Source organism: Amycolatopsis thailandensis (assembly GCF_002234405.1).
GTDB lineage: Bacteria > Actinomycetota > Actinomycetes > Mycobacteriales > Pseudonocardiaceae > Amycolatopsis > Amycolatopsis thailandensis.
Window position 1 is genome coordinate 16,455 of sequence record NZ_NMQT01000072.1, and the last position, 20,744, is coordinate 37,198.

Consider the following 20,744-nt stretch of genomic DNA (forward strand, 5'->3'; position numbering starts at 1 on the left):
CTTTCCTGCGTCAGTAGTCGATACGGTCGGTTTGCCTCGCCCAGGCCTCGAACGGCAGGGACGCGTCCGGGACGCGCAGGGCGGAAACCGGGAACGTCCAGGTATCGCGCGGCTTCTCGAACAGTTCGTAGAAGGCGAGATCGTCGAAGCCCGCTTGCGCCGCGTCATGCCGATCGGCCGCGTAGACGACCTTGTCGAGACGGGACCACAAGGCCGACGCCAGGCACATCGGGCAAGGCTCGCACGAGGACACGAGCACACAACCCGCGAGTGAGAATCTCTTAATTTTCCAGCAGGCCTGGCGGATGGCGACCACCTCGGCGTGCGCCGTCGGGTCGAGCAGGGAGGTGACCTGGTTGACCCCGGTGGCGACCACCTCGCCGTCCCGGACTACGAGGGCGCCGAACGGACCACCGCCGACTTCGACGTTGCGGGCGGCGATCCTGACACTCTCGGAGAGCCAGTCGCGTTCCTCGGCTCCGCCGTCCGCTCGGGTCATTCGAGACCTCACTTCCGTCGTCGGGTGGCACGGATGACCGGGCGACCGGCTGAAGCGATCATCTTCGGTCGCGGCACCGATGCCCGGCGCGGGACCGGGAACCAAGCGGAGAACCCGAGGGAAAGTCCTCACGAACCGACGGCGCGCCCGGTCGGAAAGCGACGGAGGTGACGGCGGCGGATCGGTCGTGGGCGTACGGGCTTGGGGTTGTGAAAGCCACTTTCGCAACCTTCAACGTTGCGAAAGTGGCTTTCACAACGCTTCCTGGCCTCCGCCGAGCGCCAAAACCGCAAGATTCGAGGCGAAGGGAACTTTCCTCTCGTGTGATGAGGGGAAAGCTCCCTTCAGCCGCCTTATCGCTCCTGGGCACGTCGTCCATCCACAGTGGACTCAGGCAGGTGTGGGCAAAACTGCTAGCGGCGATGCCCTTCCGCACCTGGCACACCGGGGCCCGGTGAACCGATCATCGACCGTGGTGCCAGGTCGAATCGGGCCGCTTCACGGCCCCACGACGCGAAGAAGGGAAGCGAGAGTGACCGCAGTCATGCGACCAACCGACCGGCCACTGGTCTCCGTCCGGCCCAGAATCCTCGCCACCGTGGTCTTTCTAGCCGTGATCGCGGCCAACGTCGCCGCGACGACCGTTCTCTTCTTCGCCGCAGGCCTGTCCGGCAATACGCTCATCGACATCGGCAGGCTCACCGGCCTCTACGGCGGCTTGGTTCTGACGTTCCAGCTGATTCTCGTCGCCCGGCTGCCGTGGCTGGACCGGCGGATCGGTATGGACCGCCTCACCACCTGGCACCGTTGGACGGCCATCGGGCTCTTGTGGTCGTTGGTGGCCCACTTCGTCTTCACCGTCTTCGGTTACGCGGAACTCGACGACAAGGGAGTCGTCGACGAATTCGTTTCGATGATCACCCAGCTCGAAGGCGTTCTCCGCGCAGTGGTGGCGTTCGCGCTCATCGTGCTCGTCGGAGGCGTCTCGGCGCGGTTCGTCCGCAGGCGGATGTCCTACGAGACCTGGCACTTCATCCACCTCTACGCCTACGCCGCGGTCGTGCTGGGCTTCGGCCATCAGGTGATGCTGGGCAAGTCGTTCGCGTCCGGCGGTATCGCCTGGACCTACTGGTGCCTCGTCTGGGTGGCCGGACTCGCGTCGGTGATCGTCGGACGCCTCGTGCTGCCGCTGGCCCGGAATCTCCGTCATCGTTTGAGGATCGTCGCCGTGGTGCCCGAGTCGGCCGAAACCGTGTCGGTGTACATGACCGGCAGGCACCTCGACCGGATGCCGGTCAAGGCCGGGCAGTTCTTCCTGTGGCGGTTCCTGACCAAGGACCGGTGGTGGCAGGCCAATCCGTATTCCCTTTCGGCCGCACCCGACGGGCGCACCCTCCGGCTGACCGCGAAGGCCGCCGGTGACGGCAGCTCGTCCCTGCGCTCGCTGAAGGTCGGCACCTGGGTGTTCGCGGAAGGCCCCTACGGCGCTTTCACCGCGATGCATCAGCGCAAGACGCGCGCTCTGCTCGTGGCGGGCGGGGTCGGGATCACCCCTCTTCGCGCGCTGCTCGAAGAGATCGCCGGGCACGTGATCCTGGTCTACCGCGTCCGGAGCGAACAGGACGCCGTGCTGCTGCCCGAGATCAAGGACCTGGCACGGGCCCGGGGCGCGGCGGTCCATGTCCTCACCGGGCCGTCCGATTGGTCCGGGCCGTTCGGGCCGTTGCTGGGACCCGACAGTCTGGGTCGGCTGGTGCCGGACATCCGTGAGCGGGACGTCTTCGTCTGCGGCCCGCCCGGCATGACCTCGGCCACGTTGCGCAGCCTGCGGGAGATCGGCGTTCCGCGTCAGCAGGTCCACGCCGAGCGCTTCAGCCTCACGATCTGAGCCGGGAGTCGACCGACCCATGAAGAAAACCGTCCTCACCCTCATCGTGGCCCTGTCGACCGCGGGGTTCATCGGTCTTTACGTCTACGATCCGGGCTCGTCCACGCCGACCGCTGCCCCGCCGAACATCCTCGAGGTGATCGAGGCACCGCCGAGCGCGCAGGCCGCGCGCACGGTGGACGGCTCGGCGGAGACCGACAAGTACGGCACGGTGCAAGTGCAACTCGTGGTGTCCGACAACCGGATCTCGGAGATCCGGCTGCTCCGGCAACCTGAACCGGGGAGGGGCGCGGAAGCGATCAAGGCTCTCCAGCAGGCGACGCTGACCGCGCAGAGCGCCGCCATCGACACCGTGTCCGGGGCGACCATGACGAGCGAGTCGTACCTGAAGTCCCTTCAGGCGGCGCTGGACGCGAGGTGAAGCGGGTCGAGCAGGTCATGGGGCTGCCGGTTTCGGTCGACATCCGTGACAAAGGTGACCACCTGACGTCGCTCGCGCGCGTTTTCGCGTGGCTGCACGAGGCCGACGAAAGATTCAGCCCGTTCAGGACGGACAGTGAGGTGAGCCGCTTCGATCGCGGCGACCTGACCGTGTCCGAGCTCAGTGACGATCTGCTCGACATCCTGATGACCTGTGACCACTACGAACAGCTCTCCGGCGGGGCGTTCACGGCGCGGCTACCTGGCAAGCCGCTCGATCCCAACGCCATCACGAAGGGCTGGGCGGTCCAGCGGGCCGCCCGGCTGCTGAAATCCGCCGGACTCGAAGTCTTCTGTGTCAACGCCGGCGGTGACGTGGTGACCGCGGGAGAGCCGGAACCCGGCCGCGGCTGGCGGATCGGCATCCGTCATCCCGAGCAGCGCGGAGAGATCTGCGCCGTCGTGGAATCGGCCGACGGCGCCGTCGCGACGTCCGCCTGCTACGAGCGCGGTTCGCATATCTTCAACGGCCGCACCGGGCGGCCCGCCGAGGGGCTGCTGTCGGTGACCGTCGTCGCCGAAGACCTGCTTCGGGCGGATGCGTTGGCCACGGCCGCCTTCGCGATGGGTGTCGACGGGATCGCCTGGGCCGCCTCACAGCCCGGATGCCGAGTCCTGATCGTCGACGCCGAACGGCAGGTGCACCGGTCGTCCGATCTGAAGCTGCTGTGAAAAGGACCGAACGAAAGAGCTGTGACATTGCCGCATACCGCTGTTTCCCCGCCTCCGGCGACGGGTGCCTGGCGCGAAGGCGACCCACCGGGACGCCGCCAGTGGTTCCCTCACGGCAGCGCCTTCGCGCTGGAGGGTGGCGGAACCCTCCCGGAATTCACCTTGGCCTTCGAGTCCTGGGGGCGGCTGAATCCGTCGAAGACCAACGCGGTTCTGCTCGAACACGCCTTCACCGGTGACAGCCACGCGGCGGGAGAAGCCGGCCCGGGACATCCCAGCCCTGGTTGGTGGGATTCGCTGATCGGGCCTGGGCTTCCGCTCGATACCGACCGGTACTTCATCGTCGCGGCGAACGCCCTCGGCGGCTGCCAAGGCTCCACCGGACCCGCGTCCCTGGCCCCGGATGGCTCCCCGTGGGGCAGCCGTTTCCCCCTTCTGACCCTGCGGGACCTGGTCGGGGCGGAAGCGCTGCTGAGCACTTGGCTCGGGATCTCGCGCTGGCGCGCGGTGATCGGTGGCTCGATGGGCGGCAACCGGGCGCTCGAATGGGCGGTCACCTGTCCGGACCGGGTGGCGGCGGTCATGGTGCTGGGCAGTGCCGCCGTCACTCCGCCCGATCACCTCGCCCTGGGCTCGGCGCAGATCCACGCGATCACCGCCGACCCTGGCTGGCACGGCGGGGATTACCACCATCTCCCGCCGGGCGAGGGCCCGCACCGGGGCCTGGGGACGGCGCGGCGCATCGCGCATCTCGCCTACCGGGCCGAGGCCGAACTCGAGCAGCGGTTCGGCCGGAGACCCCAGGACGGGGAAGACCCGTTCCGGGGCGGACGCTTCGCCGTCGAGTCGTATTTCGACCACCACGCGGGCAAGCTGGTGCGCCGGTTCGACGCGGGAAGCTACGTCACCCTCACCAGGGTGCGGAACAGCCACGACCTCGGGCGTGGCCGGGGTGGCGTCTCAGCGGCGCTGGCCGGGATCACCGCCAAGGCGATCGTCGCGAGGCTGTCCGGTGACCGGATGTACCGGCCGTCCGCGCTCGACGAGCTGGCCGCGGGAATCCCGGGCTGCGCCGGGATCTCGGAGATCGTCTCACCGCACGGCCACGACGGTTTCCTCACCGCGACCGACCAGATCGGCCTGCTGCTGCGCGCACTGCTGGACTGATCGTGCCGCGTCCTCTCGCCTGGTGAAGTAAATCCCCCTCTTTCGACCCGAAAGGGCGTAACCCGGCGGTAACAGCCACTCGGTTGACGCAAAGTGCACCTGTTCGGGTGCCGCTTCGCCGGGTCGAGAGGTAAGGCAAACGTTGGGTGAAGGCGGTGTGCGCGTTCCCCCTGGGGTCCGAAAGTTCCTCGAGGTCACCTTGGGGTTCTCCTGGCCGGAGAGTGACGATCGGGGATTGACCGCGCTGTGGCTGGCGTGGGCGGAATTCGAGACGGCGGCCGCCGCTTACCGGGCCGCCGCCGGTGCGGCGGGAACCGCGACCGCCGAGGCGCTGGCGGGCGAGACGGGCGAGTTCTTCGGCCACTACCTGGGCTCCACCGTCCCCGAGGTCCTCGACGCCCTGACCCGCGGTGCGGGCGAGCTGGCGAAGATGGCGAAAAACGCCGCCGCGGACGTCTACAAGACCAAGGTCATGTTCGTCGTCTTCGCCGCTTTCGCGCTGGCCACGGTCATCGAGCTCCTCGTCTCGGTCATCGGGGCCCTGTTCGTCGCCCCGGTCCTGGCCGCCGCGCGCATCAGCATCGGCGTTATCTGGCGCGCCCTGATCACCAAACTGGGTGCGCTCACGCGGCCGGTGATCCTGCGGGGTCTGGCCGAGACCGGGAAGCAGACCGCGAAGTTCGCCGCCATCGGAGCGGGTCTCATGGCGGGCACCGATTTCGGCGTCCAAGCCCAGCAGGTCGCCGACGGCCTTCGCGACGGCTGGGACACCCGTTCGCTGACCTCGTCGCTCGTCGGCGGCTTACTCGGCGGCGGCTTCGCCGGGCTCTTCCACGCCGGAGCGGGCCTGATCCGTTCCACCGCTTTCTCTCTCGAAGGCCGACTGGTCAAGACCTCCGCGGGCAAGATCGTCACCGCGCCCGAAGGCCCCCTGCTGACCGAGCTGGCCGGCCCGCTCAAGGCGGTCGGCCATGTCGCCTACGGCACCGGACAGGTCGGTGCCGCACTGCTCACCGCGCCGCTCATCAACGTCCTCACCGGCAACGCGGGTGCCAACCCCTTCCTCGGCATCGTCAGCGCGTTCAGCGCCCACGGCGGCGGACGGGCCGCCACCGGGGGTGCGCCCGCTCTCGACTCGATCCACGTACCAGCCCTGCCCACCTTCACCATCCCCGAAGCCGAAACCGGCGCGACCACGGAGAAAAGCCCCACCGGCTCCGCCGAACCGGGAGCTCGACCGACCTACACCGTGGCCGCCCTCACCCAGCCGGTCCAGCCGGCGGCGGCGACCGTGGCCGGTGACTCACGGCTGGACACGACCAGCTCCGGGGAAAGGGCGACCGCGCCGGCGCACTTCCGGAGCGCCCGGGTTCAAGCGCCGTCCAGTGTCCTCGCGCCGCAGACGGTTCCGTCGACGAGCACCGGGCCCCGCCTCGTCCCGGGAGATGACGGTTCCGTGGCGGTCATGCCGGAGCGCAACGTTGAGCGCGCCCTTTCCTCGGCCACCACCTCGTTCCTGACCGAGCAGGCCGGGGTCACACCTCACCCGGAAGCCGTCCAGGGCTCCCCCGCCCCTGACCCGGGGCGCACTCCCAGCGAACTGTTCCAAGGCATTCCCACGCATTCCCCGGTACAACCGGTCCGTGCGATCCCGTTGCCCGGAGGCGGCGGCGTCGCGTTCATCACCGGACCGCAGACCCGCACTGTGCTCAACGCCTTCCCGTATCCCGAGCCCGGCGTGTTCCGTCTCGTCAGCCACCAGCACGGCGGCCACCTCCTCTTTCCCGGCGACGACCACCGCCCCCTCCCCCATCGCCCGGACCAGGTCGCCGAGGTTCTCGCCCACCTCGACCCGCGACTCCGGTCCTGGCACGCCTTCAAGACCGTCGAACTCTGGGCCTGCGACCTCCTCCCGGACCACACCTCGTCACTCGGCCACGCTGTCCGCACCGTCCTCGGCGCGGATCTCTCCGTCGCCCATCCCGGCAGGCCCGTGTACGTCACCCCTCAAGGCACCGTGCACACCACCGACCCCGGCGTCGAGGGCACCCTCGCCCTCGGCCCGAAGCAGAGCACCACCGATATCGGCACGGGTTCCGGCGGCGCTCTCAAACGCCGCCACGCCGCTCACCCGGACACCACCGCCGACCTCATCGCGCTGGTCGGCCACGAAACCGCGACCCGGCTCACCGCCGCGACGACCGCCTTGCTCCATCGATACGGCGACCTGGGTCGGCCGCATCTGCTCGCGTATCTGCGCGGGGGGAACGGGGAACTGTACAAACCCATGGTCGCCGGCGCCGTGATCCGTCTGGCCAGGGAAACCGTCGTGAAGAACGACGAGCTTTGGAATCCGCTCTATCGAGGTGAGCACCGGCACGGGACGTTCGACCTGGACAGGCCCGACGACCTCACCGTGTGGTTGTGGCAGCAGGCGATCATCCGCCCCCACGCCACCGCCGACAAGATCGCGCGAACGGCTGTGGAATCCGGATTCATCGACTGCGACGGCCATCTGCTCACCGGAGCCAGGCAGGCGATCAAGGCCGCCGAAGCGGATGCGCGCCGGAATCTGGAGTTGTATCTGCCGAATTTCCAGCACCGCGCGAAAATCGCGGACTTGGCAGACCGGCTTCTCAGCGACCCGACCTTGAGCCAGGCAGCCATCATAGAGCGCTTGAGAGACCGGAACGTACAAGGAACGGACGCCGAGCTCCAGCAATTCGTAAAGGAGCGAAGGGAAGCGCAGGACACGCGCGCGGCCGCCGGTGACCAACCGGACGCACACCCCGGCAAGACGTTCCTCGGCCACTCCCTGGACGCGGACCGGCTCACCGATCACGAACTGATCGACAAAATCGCCTACGCCGCGGCTTGGGCCGACACGAGAGCCACTCCCGAAGACCTGACCCGGGGCCTGATCGAGGAAGGCATCACCGGAGCATGGGCGAATCTGCTTCGCCTGGTCTCCGCGGCCGTCGCCGAGGCCACCCGCAACGGAGACCGGCTTTCCCTGCTGGACTCCGAGAACCCTGCTCATGGGGACGCCATCCGGAGCCGGATCGGCACCATTCTGCGCGTGTCGCCGGAATTGCGGGGCCCAGCCCAGGTCAAGCGGTTGGCGAGACACATGCGCATGCGTCACATCTCCGGCGGCCAAAGTGCCCTCGACGAGCACGCCCGAGCAGCTCTGGAAGCGCCCCCCGATCACCTGGGGACCGGCATCGAAACCACCGGTCCCGAAATCGACCCCATCACCATCCGTGCCGGCGAGCTCGACCCTGCCAACGAAGAGCACCGGCGAGTCATCGACGAGCTGGCGCGCAAGGTGGTCGCCGAAAACGGCGGCCTCGGATCGGCGACCTTGAGCTTCCATTTGAACCGTGAAGGCGTCGCGAGAAAGAGCGGGATCACCGAGGCCATCACCCGGGCGGTGGAGGAGGCCGAAGCCGACGGATCGCTGTGGCGGCCCGGTTACCGTGGCCGTCCGCAAGAGCACCGTTTCGACACCGACGATCCCAACGACTTCACGGCGGTGCTGTGGCAGCTGGCGATCAGCCACCCGCACGAAAAGGCGACGGAGATCGCCCGCCGCGCCGAACACGCCGGTTTGGTCGCCAGTCGCGAGACCTTGACCGGATACGCGAAGAAAGCCATCGAGGCCGCCGAACGGCATCATCGGCGGCGCCCGGTCTTGAACATCAAAGATCGAGAGAAAGATCCACGGGTCGACGCACTCCTCGATTCCGTTGTTCCCGCCTTCATGAAGAAGAACCCCGATATCGGGGTCAACGCCTTGCTGACGGTCCTGAAGGCACACAACCTGGAAGGGCGCAAAGAGGCGTTACGTGCCGCTGTAGGCAAAAGGAGAACCGCTGTCACTCAGCCGAGCACACTGGACACGGGAGACCATCGAGTCGAGACAGGTCCCGAAGGCGACTCGCTCCCCCTGGTTTCGGACGGGAAATTCCTGGGCCGGTCACTCGACGCCGACGATCCGGAAGATCACGGCTGGATCGACAAACTCGCCTACGCCGCGGCCTGGGCCGACAAGAGCGCCACTCCCGAAGACCTGACCCGCCGCCTGATGGGCCAGGGAATCAAGGGGTCGTACAGCACCCTGGCGGCCCTCGTCCGCGAAGCGGTCACCGATGCGGTCAAGAACGGCGACCGGCTGGAGCGGTTGTCCGCCGACTCGGCTTTCGTCCGGCACGACGTCCAGCGCCGCATCGGCGAGCTGCTCCTTCGCGACGCCTCGCTCCGTGATCCCGGCAACCCCGACCGGGTCGCCCAGCTCGTCAAGCAAATGCGTGTCCGGCATATCGCCGGCTCCCAACACGGTCTCCGCGCCCACGCCGAGTCCATGCTCGAAATCCAGCCTCACCGGCCTTTGCCCGACAGCTCCGGAATCCCTGTTCGCTCACCTGTCCGGCCGGTCCGCGCCATCCCGCTTCCCGACCGGATCGGGTTCGCCTTCGTGCAGGAGAGATACGCCGCGAACATCGCCGCCGCCTTCCCCACCCCGGAGCCCGGGGTGCTGCGCATCGTCGTCGATCACGACAACGGCGTCTTCTCCCTGCCGGGCTTCCTGGGCGGCGAGATCACCCACACACCAGACCAGCTCATCGAGGTGATCTCCACCCTACCGATCCCGCTCGCGACCTGGAACACGATCGGCGAAATCCGGCTTTGGGCCTGCCGGATCACCGAAGCCGACGGCTACGCGCGGCTCGTCCTGGCCCTGCGAGACCATCCCTCCTTCGCCGCGGGAGGTCTCCGGCTGTCCGTCGCGCATCCGGGTCTCCCCATCCACATCACCCCGGACGGTCACGTCCAGCACGTTGCCTCGAGCACACCCGGCACCCTCACGCTCGGCCCCGGTCACCCCGAAGCCGGCCCCTCGACGCTCACTCCTGCGCAGACCCACGTGTCGAGGCAGCTCACGCGGCTGTCCGATCAGCTCGCGCAGGCGAAACGCCATATCACCGCGCTCCCTGCGGCTTTCGAACCACGACTGCGCGCCGAAATCGACCAGAAGCAGGCCCTCCTGAGCCGGGTCACCGTGCGTGACCTGACCGTGCAAGACGCGAGAGGGCTCCCTGGAAGGCTCGAAACCGTCGATCGCCTCGTCGACGCGTTGCGAGACGCTCGGCTCCAGCGGATGGCGGCACTGCACGACGCCGCCATCGCCAGGATCGGGCGCGGCGAAAGCCCTCTGCGATTCTATCCGGACGGCGTACCGAACGGCGTGACCGGTCGTCCGGACGCCCGGTTCGGCCTGGAGATCGAGTTCCAGCTCCTCAGCGAAGAGTTCGACGCGGATGTCGGGAGCTTGGGCAAGCAGCTCGAAGCAGAGGGATTCCTCGAGTGGAACGACGGCAAGGGTTTCCAGGACACCGAGACCGATCCCGGCCGGTGGACCCTCGTGACCGAGGAAGGCGACGAGGGCGGCGTGGAGTTACGCTCGCCGATTCTCCAAGGTGGGCCCGGAAACTGGACGAAGGTCGCAAGGGTCCTGCATTCCATCCGGAACTACCGGGACAGCGAGGGAGAGCCGGTCACAGCCGGGGCGATGGGCGGCCACGTCAACCTCAGCTTCGAGCATCAGCCCGGCCTGCCCGTCAACGGCAGGCTGGCGCAGCTGGGGAAGGTGTTCGAAGACGTCCTCTACCGCTTGGGCAACCATCGCGGCCAAGGGTCGTCACCCCGGCAGCTCACCGAAGTCGGTCCGAACCCGCTCCCCCTGGCGAACGTCACTTCGCGCGCCGAAGTCCGAAGCCTCAACTTCGACCGGAACGAGGCGATCAACTTCACGCACGTGGCGGGGAGTGCGAGCGACCGCTACGAATTCCGGTTCTGGGCCGGCGCGCTCACCGAGGCCGAATGGCAGGTGCACGCCGAAATCAGTGGCGCGATGCTGCTCGCGGCGGAGAATCCGTCCCTCGACGGCGTGCTGCGGGAACGGCTGACCCGACCACGGCTGGTGGGGCACACACCAGAGTTCTCCAGCCCGCGGGAGGAACTCGCCTATCTCCTGGACTTCCTGGAACTGCTGCCACTGAGCCCACACGCCGAAGAGCAGGCCGTCGCCCTGCACTCCTGGACCCGTCCGTTGACGGTGACCAGGAACAACGATCGGCGGTACCGGGCACAGACCGTCATCGGACCTGGCGGACGAGGGTGGTACTTCCCGATGCGGGGCAGCAGCATCGAAGACGCGGTGGCGACAGCCTCGCGCCTCCCCCGCTACCCTCACGCGGAGATCGTGGCGGCCACCCTGACCTCCGGGGAGGACGCGGTCGACGCTTGGACCTCCGGTCCGCTTTCCTTCGGCGACTTCCTCCACGCGCTCTCCTCCCGTGACGTGACCCTCCGGGCGCAAAGCGCGAGACTGGACGGACCTCGTATCGTCCTCGCGGTCCGGAACGGAGCTGCACAGCTGGGTCCCACGGTGTCGCGCGGCATGCAGGAACCGGTCGTGGTCACTGAAGGCCAGGTGCGGATCACCCCGGACGGCAGGCTGGAGACCGACACGGAATGGATCGAATTGGCGTCCGGCTCGGTGCGGCTCCGGACCGGACAGAAAGACCTCGGAGCGGCTCTCGAGGCCATGAACGACATGCACAGCGAGGATGACTATTGAGCCGACGTGGACGCTCGGAAACGGTGTCGCGCACAGCGCGCGGACGCGTTTCCGCCGAACACACGTGATTAAGCGGCGATCACGCTCGAATACGACGAATGGACAGAAACCGAAAGCGCGGCCTACCAGGTCGTCCCGTCCTCCGCGAGGTGGTCACAGCGCGCGAGATGTCCTTCGGGGAGCGTGCATGTCCACCCGTCGTGCTCGGCGTCCGGCGGCACCGGAGTAAGCGAACTCGGACAGCCATTGACGATTTCGGACGCCTTCAGAACAGCTTTGTTCCTCGTCGACAATTCCATGGCATGACCTCTTCCGTACAGTTCTACCGAATCCGCCGGGAGTAATACGTACGCTTCCCGGCTGAATGAAGTTCAGCAGACCGGTCGGAAGTTGACCAGGAATCACCAAGAGTCGACAACAAACGGCCATCGATGATTAGACGTAAAGACGATCAAGGCGCCGCGGAATGCCGGTCAGCCGGCCTCCTGGCTCAGCGCCGACGCCCGCGTCGCGACCACACGGAGATGCTTGGCGAAGGCGAAGGCGGTGCCACGAAGCGACTTCGCGGTGGAATTGAGGTCGAGGCTCCCGGTCCGGCCGGTGACCGCCAAGGCGACCGGCCACGGCACGGACGCGTGCGGCACGGCCACGGCGAGCGTGGTGATCACCCCGGACCGGCACTGGCTGGTGGCGATCCCGGTCTTGCGCGCGGCGGCCAGTTCCTTCGCCCTGGCCACCGCCGCGGGCACCCTGCTGCTGTGCGCCAGCAGGATCCTGGTGATCGCGGATTCCGCCGAGGCCTTCCTGGCGGTCACCTGCTCGGGAAGACGACAGGTCCGGTGACCGTAGAGCTGGTTGAGGTGATGCACGGTGTCGCCGACGAGGACACTCAGGCTCGCGGTCTCGCCCGACGCGCGGTGCAGATCGAGCAGGAACGGCGTCGATTCCCGGCGGAACATCGCGAACAGATCCGCGTTGGCGCTGAGGCCGGCGTCCACTAATTGTTCACCTGCAAGATACCCGGCCTCGGTACGCGCCACGACGCCGTGCTCGTGCAGGACGTTGAGCACCCGGTGGACGGTGGCCTTGGCCAGGCCGGTCTCCCGGGTCAGCACGGCGAGGGTGGCCGAGCTTTCGTGCGCGATGACCGCGTTCAGGACGAGCATCGCCTTGTCCACGGCGCTGAGTGTTTCCTTGGACCGCATCGGGTTCCCGGACAGAGAAGCTGGGGAAATACTCATGGGTATCCGTCCACTTCGGCCACCTGGCAGCTTTGTCACTCGATCGTGCGGCCGTGAAGTGGAGGGCGCCTACGCGGCCGCACCCCTCAGCGCATTTTCGGTCAGGCATTGTGCACTTTGGACCGCTTCCCAAGATCATCCAACGACGGCGCCCGTCGTCCGCGCGGGCATAACCGTTCACCGAAAAGGCGTTCCGAAGGCCACGCACGGTCATCGTGCGGAACAGTGCGAATCAAGGCCGACAAGACCATCCACGCCCCGGGTGGCCGACCGGACAAGGTCGAGGAGCACAGATGACCATCACCTCCGAATCGTCGCAGTACCGGCTCGGTGACGCACCGGGACGGATACCGGTACTCGGCAACGCGCTCAAAATCTTCAAGGACCCGCTGACGTACCTGCCTCGGCTTCGCGATCAAGGTGACGTCGTCCGGGTGAGACTCGGCCCCGGTGTCGCCTACATGGCGGTGACCCACGACGTGGTCCAGGAAGTCCTGCACCGTCCCCGCGTCTTCGACAAGGGCGGCGAGTTCATCGACAAGATGCGGGTCATCCTCGGCGATGGTGTCGGTACCTGCAGTGTCACCACGCACAAGCGTCAGCGCGCGTTCATCCAGCCCGCCTTCCAGAAGCACAAGATCACCGGCTACACCGAGGTGATGGCGAAGCACGTCGCCGACCTGGTCGGCTCCTGGCGGTTCGGTCAGGAGATCGACGTGCTGGAGGAGATGAGCAAACTGACCACGCGGGTCACCGCACAGGCCATGTTCTCCGACGACGACCTCGGCGCGGAGGCCATCGCCGAGGTGCAGCGCTCGTTCCCGGTGGTCTGGAAGGGCGTCTTCCGCCGGATGATGCTGCCCCTACCGGTCGTCCACGAGGTCCCGACCAAGGCCAACCAGGACTACCGGCAGGCGCTGGCGCGGCTCGAAGGCGTGATCAACTCGATGGTGAACGCCTATCGTGAGGACGGCCGCGAACACGACGACATCCTGTCCGTCCTGCTCGCCGCCCGGGACGAGGACGGCACGGCGATGACCGACCTCGAGATCCGCGACGAACTCATGACGATCCTCGCGGCGGGCGTGGAGACGCCCGCTTCCGGCCTGGCTTGGGCCCTGTACCTCACCAGCACCCACCCGGACGTCGAAGCGAAGCTTCACGAAGAAGTCGACAGCGTGCTCAACACCCGGACGGCCACGCCCGACGACTATCCCCGGCTTCCCTACACGAACCGGATCGTCAACGAGGCTCTTCGCATGTACCCGCCGGTGTGGTTCATCACCCGGCGCGCCGTCGTCGACACCACCCTGGGCGGTCACCACGTACCGGCCGGCTCCAGCATCCTTTTCAGTCCCTACGCGCTGCACCGGGACCCCGCCGTGTTCGCCGCGCCGAACACCTTCGACCCGGACCGGTGGCTCCCCGAACGACTCCGGGAGCTGCCGAAGAACGCGGTGATCTCGTTCAGCGGAGGAAGCCGGAAATGCCTCGGTGACGTCCTGGCCAACCACGAGATGACGATCGCGCTCGCCTCCATCGCCGCGCGCTGGCGGCTGCGGGAGAAGGCGGGGCATCAGCTCAAGCCCGTCCCGAAGGCCGAACTGACCATCGGTCACATGCCCATGACCGTCGAACCCCGCGGAACCCGGAAGAGCTGACCACCGTGCACCCAGCCGAACTCAGGATCTGGCCTTCGCCCGGCCACTCCCTGCTCCAGCTGCCCGACCGTATCTCGCCGTACGCCGAAAAGCTCGAACAGCGGATCCTGCACTGGGCGGACGAGTTCCAGGTACTCGACGGCGAACGTGCCCGGACGAAACTCGAACGCACGCGGCTCGGCGAGTTGATCGCCCGGTCCTATCCCCACATCACCGAAGACCGGCTCGACGCGCTGGCGGGATGGTTCCTCTGGGCGTTCGTGATCGACGACTGCTACGACGACGTCGTCGGTGACTACGACGCTTCGGCGGAACGCGTGCTTTCGGTCCTGCGCGGCGAACGGATCCCGGAAATGACCCGGCTCGACGCGCTGCTCGCCCGGGTCCGGGAACTCGTGGTGGAGGGCAGGAGCAGGCACTGGCAGGCCCGGTTCGAGCAGCATATGGGCCAGTTCCTGACCGGGTTCAAATACGAGGCGGACAGCCGCGCCAGCGGTCGGACCCCCAACCTGCTCGGCTACACCCAGCTGCGCCGGGCGACCGGCGGGATCACCCCGTCGCTGGATCTGCTGGAGGTGGCGACCGGCCACGAGGTGCCGGTCCTGATCCACGAGACCGAGCAGTTCCACATCCTGTTCAACCGGGCCGCGGACGTCGTCGTCTGGGTGAACGACGTCGTGTCCCTGGAGAAAGAGCTGCTCTCCGGCGAGACGAGCAACGGCGTCCTCGTCCTGCGCCAGGAGATGGCGTTGTCGGACCAGGAGGCGATCGACGCCGTCTACGATCTCGTCGAGGGGCAGATCGAGCAGTTCGATCGGGCCCGCACCGTCCTTTTCGGACTCCTCCCCGGCTGGGGCGGCCTGACGGTGAGCGAGCTGGCCGCGATCGAGCTGTTCGTCGAAGGCCTGCAGACGTGGATGCGCGGCAACCTCGAATGGTCGCGGAACTGCGCCCGCTACCGGGTCGTCGACGGCGTCAGGCTGAGCACGGATTCCACACTGGTGAACACCACGAGGCAGGTGTCCGGATGACTTCGACCACCGATCTGGCGAACGATCCGATCGCCGCCCGTGCCCGCGTGCGTGAACTCATGCGGGAGACGGTGCGCCGCTCGTGCCCCACGGTCGCGCATATCGCCGGCTACCACGCCGGCTGGCTGGACGCGACCGGGCTGCCCCGGTCGGAACCCGGCGGGAAGGCGCTGCGCCCGACTTTGGCGCTGCTGGCCACCCGTGCCGTCGGCGCGGACGAGGGCCTCGGTGTGGTCGCCGGCGCCGCGGTCGAGCTGGTGCACGACTTTTCGCTGCTCCACGACGACGTGATCGACGAAGACGCCGAGCGGCGGCACCGGCCGTCGGCGTGGACGGTGTTCGGCAAACCGGCCTCGATCCTGACCGGGGACGCCTTGCTCGGGGCCGCGGTCGAGGTGATCGCCGCCAGCGCGGCACCCGGGGCGACCGAATCGGTACGCCTGCTCCTGTCGTCGGTCCACCGGCTGGTCTCCGGGGAGTACCTCGACGTGGAGTTCGAGACCCGCGAGGTGGTGACACCGGCGGAATACCTGCGGATGGCTTCGGCCAAGACAGCGGCCCTGATCACCACGGCCGCCACCCTGGGGCCGACCCTGGCGCAAAGCCCGCCCACGTTCGTCACGGCACTCGAAGGTTTCGGACGGCATCTCGGCCTCGCCTTCCAGATCACCGACGACGTGCTGGGCATCTGGGGAGACCCCCGGCTGACCGGTAAGCCGATTCTGGGCGACATCAAGCGCCGCAAGCGATCCTTCCCGGTCGTCACCGCGATGGACGCCGGAACTCCCGACGCGGCATGGCTGCGGCGGCTCTACCGGAGCCCGGCCGTCATCACCGACGAACTGGCGGAGGAGGCGGCCGAAGTGATCGTCCGCACCGGCGCGCGCGAGCGGGCCGAAGCGGAGGGCCGCCGTCATGTTTCCGCCGCCATCGAAGTGCTCGGGCGTCTCGGCCCCGGCAACGAAGCGGCCGAGAAGCTGGCGGAGCTGGCCCGGACCGTCACGAACCGCGAACGGTGAACAACCCGATGAGAAAGGAACTCGCCACCATGGCACTCAAGGAACGACACGGCGTCACCCGCCCGTCCACGTTCAGGCAGCTCGCCCACGGAGTTTTCTGCTACGCGCGGACATTTGTGCGGGCAACGTTCCGCCGTAACTGATCGCCACCCGCGGGAAGAACCTCACTCACCGAGTGGAGAGCCACATGGCCACGACCTTGTTCCCCCGGCGCACCCGGCGGCCGAAACCGCCGTCCTCCGGTGCGGACATCGAACTGCAGCCGCCGCCGAGTGTTCCCGAGGACACCGGCGGTGGCGTCAGTTCGGTGCTGATGTACGCGCCGATGGGGCTCGGCTCGCTCGCGATGGTGATGATGTTCGTCCGGCCGGGAGCGGGGATCTTCGCCTATCTGGGCGGTGGCCTCATGATCCTCTCCACGATCGGCATGCTGGTCGCGCAGATGTTGCGGAACTCGGTGACGCACAAGCAGAAGCTCAACGGGCACCGGCGTGACTACATCCGCTACCTGGCGCAGCTGCGCGGTCGCGTCCGCAAGGCGCTGACCGATCAGCAGAAGGCGGCGCGCTGGATCCACCCCGATCCGCACTCCCTGTGGTCCATGGCGTTGGGCTACCGCTTGTGGGAACGCCGCCCGGCGCACGACGATTTCGGCGAGGTCCGCATCGGGCTCGGCACCCAGCGGTCCTCGCTCAACCTCACCCCGCCGGACAGCAAGCCGATCGAGGATCTGGAACCGCTTTCGGCGCATGCCCTGCGTCGTTTCATGCGCGCCTATTCCACCCTGCCGAACTCGCCGATCGCGGTCTATCTCCGCGGCTTCGGCCAGATCCAGTTCAGCGGCGACGACGAGGCCGTGCTCGGTGTGCTGCGGGCCATGCTCGCCCAGCTCGTGACGGCGCACGCCCCCGGCGACGTCCGGATCGCGCTGTGCGCCACCGAGGAGCGGCTGGAGCGCTGGGACTGGCTGAAGTGGCTGCCCCACAACCAAGACCAGGAAAGCCACGACGCCGCCGGGGCCAGGCGGCTGATCACGACGAGCCTCGACGAGATCGAACTCCTCGTGGGCGGCCCCTCGTTCACCGGCCGTCCGCGATTCGAGGCGGACACGCCGATCACGGCGTCGGAACCCCTCGTGGTCCTGCTGGTCGACGGTGTGTCCGTACCTTCCGACCACCGGATCGCCGACGAGGGCTACCGCAACGCGGTGGTGCTGGACGTCGGTGGCGCGTTGCCCTGGCAGCAGCGCCCGGACGTGCTCTTCCTCGAGATCGACGCCGACGAGATCCGGACCGTGTCGTTCGACCGGGTCGGCAAACCGCAGACCGCGCCGCTGTGCAGCCCGGACCAGCTCAGCGCGACCGCGGCGAACGCGCTGGCCAGGACCATGGCCCGGTTCCGGATCGGCGAAGCCGCCGACGGGGACGACGAGCCGCTGGCCGTCGACTACGACCTCGCCGCGCTGCTCGGCCTGGGCGACGTGGCGACCTTCGACCCGGTCAAGTACCGCCGCGAGCGGATGACCAGCAAGCGCAGGCTGCGCGTGCCGATCGGGATCGCCGCCAACGGGGTCCCGCTGGAGCTGGACATCAAGGAGGCCGCGGAAGACGGGATGGGGCCGCACGGGCTGTGCGTGGGCGCGACCGGTTCCGGTAAGAGCGAGCTGTTGCGCACCCTGGTACTCGCGCTGGCCACCACCCACTCTTCGGAGGATCTGAACTTCGTCCTGGTGGACTTCAAGGGTGGCGCGGCCTTCCTCGGTTTCGACCAGCTGCCGCACACCTCGGCGGTGATCACCAACCTGGTCGACGAGATCGAGCTGGTCGACCGGATGCAGGACGCCCTGACCGGTGAGATGAACCGGCGCCAGGAACATCTGCGAGCCGCCGGGAACTACGCTTCCCGGCGCGACTACGAAGCGGCCCGCGCCCAAGGTGTCCCGCTGGAGCCGATGCCGGCGCTGTTCGTGGTGGTCGACGAGTTCAGCGAGATGCTCACCAGCAAACCCGAGTTCATCGACGTCTTCGCGATGATCGGCAGGCTGGGCCGCAGCCTCGGTGTCCATCTCCTCCTCGCTTCCCAGCGGCTGGACGAGGGCCGGATCCACAAGGTGGAGACGCATCTGTCCTACCGGCTCGGTCTCCGGACGTTCTCGGCTATGGAGAGCCGCAGTGTGATCGGCGTCCCGGACGCCTACGAACTCCCGAACAGCCCCGGTAACGGCTACCTCCGCCCGGACACGCAGACTTTGGTGCGGTTCAAGGGGGCCTACTCGTCGGCGCCGTACCGGGTCAAACGCCGCCGGATCGACGCCGCTTCGGTCGGTCAGAACGTCGTCCCGTTCGGTACCCGGTACGTCGACCCGGCCTCCACTCCCGAACCGGAGCCGGAAGAGATCGACGAGCAGAACGACTCCACGGACACGATGCTGGACGTGTTGCTCGGCAGGTTGAAGGGCATCGGCCCGCGAGCCCACCAGGTGTGGCTGCCGCCGTTGAAACAGGCCCCGACCCTCGACCAGCTGCTGCCCCCGCTGGTGGACCATCCCGAACTCGGGTTCCGCCCGATCGGCGATCTGCAGACCGCGACCCTCGACGTCCCGGTCGGGCTGATCGACCTGCCCGCCCAGCAACGGCGCGAGCTGCTGAGCGCGAACCTTTCGGGCAGCAAGGGAAACGTCGCGATCGTCGGTGGACCGCAGAGTGGCAAGAGCACGATGGTGCGCACGCTGATCTGCTCGCTGGCGCTGACCCACACCGCGAACGAGGTCCAGTTCTATTGCCTCGACTTCGGTGGCGGGCTCACGGCGCTGGCCTCGCTCCCCCACGTCGGCAGCGTGGCCAACCGGCTGGACCGCGACCGGGTGACCCGGACCGTGCTCGAAGTGACCAACCTGATGGCGCGGCGCGAAACGATCTTCGCCGAGCACAACATCGACTCGATGACCAGCTACCGGCGGGCCCGGCGGGAAGGCCGGTATCTCGATCTCGACCCGTACGGCGACGTGTTCCTGATCGTCGACGGCTGGTACACGGTGCGGCAGGATTTCGAGGAGCTGGAGGAACGGTTCAGCGAACTGGCCGCGCGCGGCCTCAGCTTCGGTATCCACCTGATCATCGCCACCAACCGGTGGTCGGAGATGCGGCCGTGGTTGCGGGACGTGGTCGGCACCCGGTTCGAGCTGAAACTGGGCGACCCTGTCGACTCCGAGGTGAACAGCCGGTTCGCGGCGACCGTGCCGTCCATTCCCGGACGAGGGATCACCCCTGACCGGTTGCATTTCCTCAGCGCGCTGCCACGCATCGACGGCCTTTCGCGGACCGACGACCTCGCCGACGCCACGGTGGAACTCGCGGAAGCGCTGACCACGCCCCAGGCGCCGAAGGCACCGCAAGTCCGGCTGTTGCCGCACAAGCTGACCGTCCGTGAGCTGCCTGGGCCGACGGCGCCGAACCCGGCCGCGGAGATGCGCGTCCCGCTCGGGGTCGAAGACGTCCACCTGGCGCCCGAGTGGCACGACTTCGACGCCAGCCCGCATCTGCTCGTCTACGGTGACGCCGAAAGCGGCAAGACGAACCTGCTCAAGCACATCGCGCGCTCGGTGGTGGCCCACCACTCCTCCAGCGAGGCGCGCGTGATGTTCGGTGACTTCCGCCGCGAGCTACGCGGCTGCATCCCGGAATCGCATCAGCTCGAATACGCCGTCGGCGCCGAAGCGTTGACGAAGTCGATCGCCGGCGCGGCGACGATCTTCGAGAAACGCATCCCCGGCCCGGAAATCAGCCCGAGCAGGTTGCCGTTGCGTGACTGGTGGAAGGGCGGGCGGCTCTACATCATCATCGACGACTTCGAGCTCGCCGAGACGGCGGGCAGCGCGGGCCCGCTGCAGCCGCTCCTGCCGGTGCTGGCACAGGGTGCCGATGTGGGTCTGCACGTGATCATCGCCCGCAGCACCTCGGGTGGCGGCCGGTCGATGTCGAACCCGGCGATCCGCCGCATGTGGGAGCTGGGTACCCCCGCGCTGATGTTGTCCTGTCCCAAGTCGGAAGGGGCCTTCCTCGGCAACCTGAAGCCCCGGGTGCTGCCGACCGGACGTGCTCAGTTCGTGAACCGGCGCCGGTCCGTGCGGCTCGTGCAGACGCCTCTCGTCGAGTCTTGACGTCCGCGTCGTCCCCGCGATCGTGGGTGCCGGTGTTGTGAAAGCCACTTTCGCAACCTTCACCGTTGCGAAAGTGGCTTTCACCACGCCTCTACCGGGAGGTGGTCAACCGTGCCGTATCGCAGCCGCCCGGCAGCACCCGCGTTCGTCCGGGTCTGGAAGTACATGAAGGCCTCCTTCCTTGCGCTAGGCGCCAGGAAGGAGGCCTTCATGTACTTCGGTTGACGCTATTGAGGTTTATGGCAAAGTGTCCTGTCCGGTGGCGGGTGGTCGTCGGCGATCAG

The 20,744-nt window shown here is 67.8% G+C and carries 11 protein-coding genes; 9 read left to right on the forward strand and 2 right to left on the reverse strand.

What is annotated here, in order from left to right:
- Positions 1-10: 10 nt before the first annotated feature.
- The gene (locus tag CFP71_RS20335; RefSeq protein WP_093935453.1) at positions 11-499 is read right to left on the reverse strand and encodes a nucleoside deaminase; all 489 of its coding nucleotides are present in this window, start codon (positions 497-499) and stop codon (positions 11-13) included.
- Between the two features lie 544 nt (positions 500-1,043).
- Here CFP71_RS20335 and CFP71_RS20340 point away from each other — a divergent pair.
- From CFP71_RS20340 to CFP71_RS20360, 5 genes are all read left to right on the forward strand, one after another.
- Positions 1,044-2,387, forward strand: a complete 1,344-nt coding sequence (locus CFP71_RS20340; protein WP_093935454.1) for a ferredoxin reductase family protein — start codon at positions 1,044-1,046, stop codon at positions 2,385-2,387.
- Positions 2,388-2,406: 19 nt separating this feature from the next.
- Positions 2,407-2,808: an FMN-binding protein gene (locus tag CFP71_RS20345; RefSeq protein WP_093935455.1), complete on the forward strand. Its 402-nt coding sequence runs from the start codon at positions 2,407-2,409 to the stop codon at positions 2,806-2,808.
- The gene (locus CFP71_RS20350) at positions 2,805-3,539 is read left to right on the forward strand and encodes an FAD:protein FMN transferase (protein ID WP_208635994.1); all 735 of its coding nucleotides are present in this window, start codon (positions 2,805-2,807) and stop codon (positions 3,537-3,539) included. The genes CFP71_RS20345 and CFP71_RS20350 overlap by 4 nt, the downstream gene beginning before the upstream one ends.
- A gap of 27 nt (positions 3,540-3,566) precedes the next feature.
- Positions 3,567-4,706, forward strand: coding sequence for a homoserine O-acetyltransferase MetX (gene metX / locus CFP71_RS20355; RefSeq protein ID WP_425266630.1), 1,140 nt, complete (start codon positions 3,567-3,569; stop codon positions 4,704-4,706).
- Between the two features lie 157 nt (positions 4,707-4,863).
- Positions 4,864-11,349 (forward strand): WXG100-like domain-containing protein, encoded by a 6,486-nt coding sequence (locus tag CFP71_RS20360; RefSeq protein ID WP_143267130.1) that lies wholly within the window; start codon positions 4,864-4,866, stop codon positions 11,347-11,349.
- A 473-nt stretch (positions 11,350-11,822) separates the two neighbouring features.
- Here the strand turns inward: CFP71_RS20360 and CFP71_RS20365 are convergent, their stop codons facing one another.
- The gene (locus CFP71_RS20365) at positions 11,823-12,590 is read right to left on the reverse strand and encodes a helix-turn-helix domain-containing protein (RefSeq protein ID WP_093935458.1); all 768 of its coding nucleotides are present in this window, start codon (positions 12,588-12,590) and stop codon (positions 11,823-11,825) included.
- Positions 12,591-12,883: 293 nt separating this feature from the next.
- Between CFP71_RS20365 and CFP71_RS20370 the strand changes: the two genes are divergently transcribed.
- The 4 genes from CFP71_RS20370 (at position 12,884) to eccCa (ending at position 20,460) form a co-directional block, all read left to right on the forward strand.
- Positions 12,884-14,251, forward strand: coding sequence for a cytochrome P450 (locus CFP71_RS20370; RefSeq protein WP_093935459.1), 1,368 nt, complete (start codon positions 12,884-12,886; stop codon positions 14,249-14,251).
- 5 nt (positions 14,252-14,256) lie between these two features.
- Positions 14,257-15,282: a terpene synthase family protein gene (locus tag CFP71_RS20375; RefSeq protein ID WP_093935460.1), complete on the forward strand. Its 1,026-nt coding sequence runs from the start codon at positions 14,257-14,259 to the stop codon at positions 15,280-15,282.
- Entirely contained in the window at positions 15,279-16,301 is a 1,023-nt protein-coding gene (locus CFP71_RS20380) for a polyprenyl synthetase family protein (protein WP_167406207.1), read from the forward strand. The genes CFP71_RS20375 and CFP71_RS20380 overlap by 4 nt, the downstream gene beginning before the upstream one ends.
- A 187-nt stretch (positions 16,302-16,488) precedes the next feature.
- Positions 16,489-20,460 (forward strand): type VII secretion protein EccCa, encoded by a 3,972-nt coding sequence (gene eccCa / locus CFP71_RS20385; RefSeq protein WP_093935462.1) that lies wholly within the window; start codon positions 16,489-16,491, stop codon positions 20,458-20,460.
- The last annotated feature ends 284 nt before the right edge of the window (positions 20,461-20,744 follow it).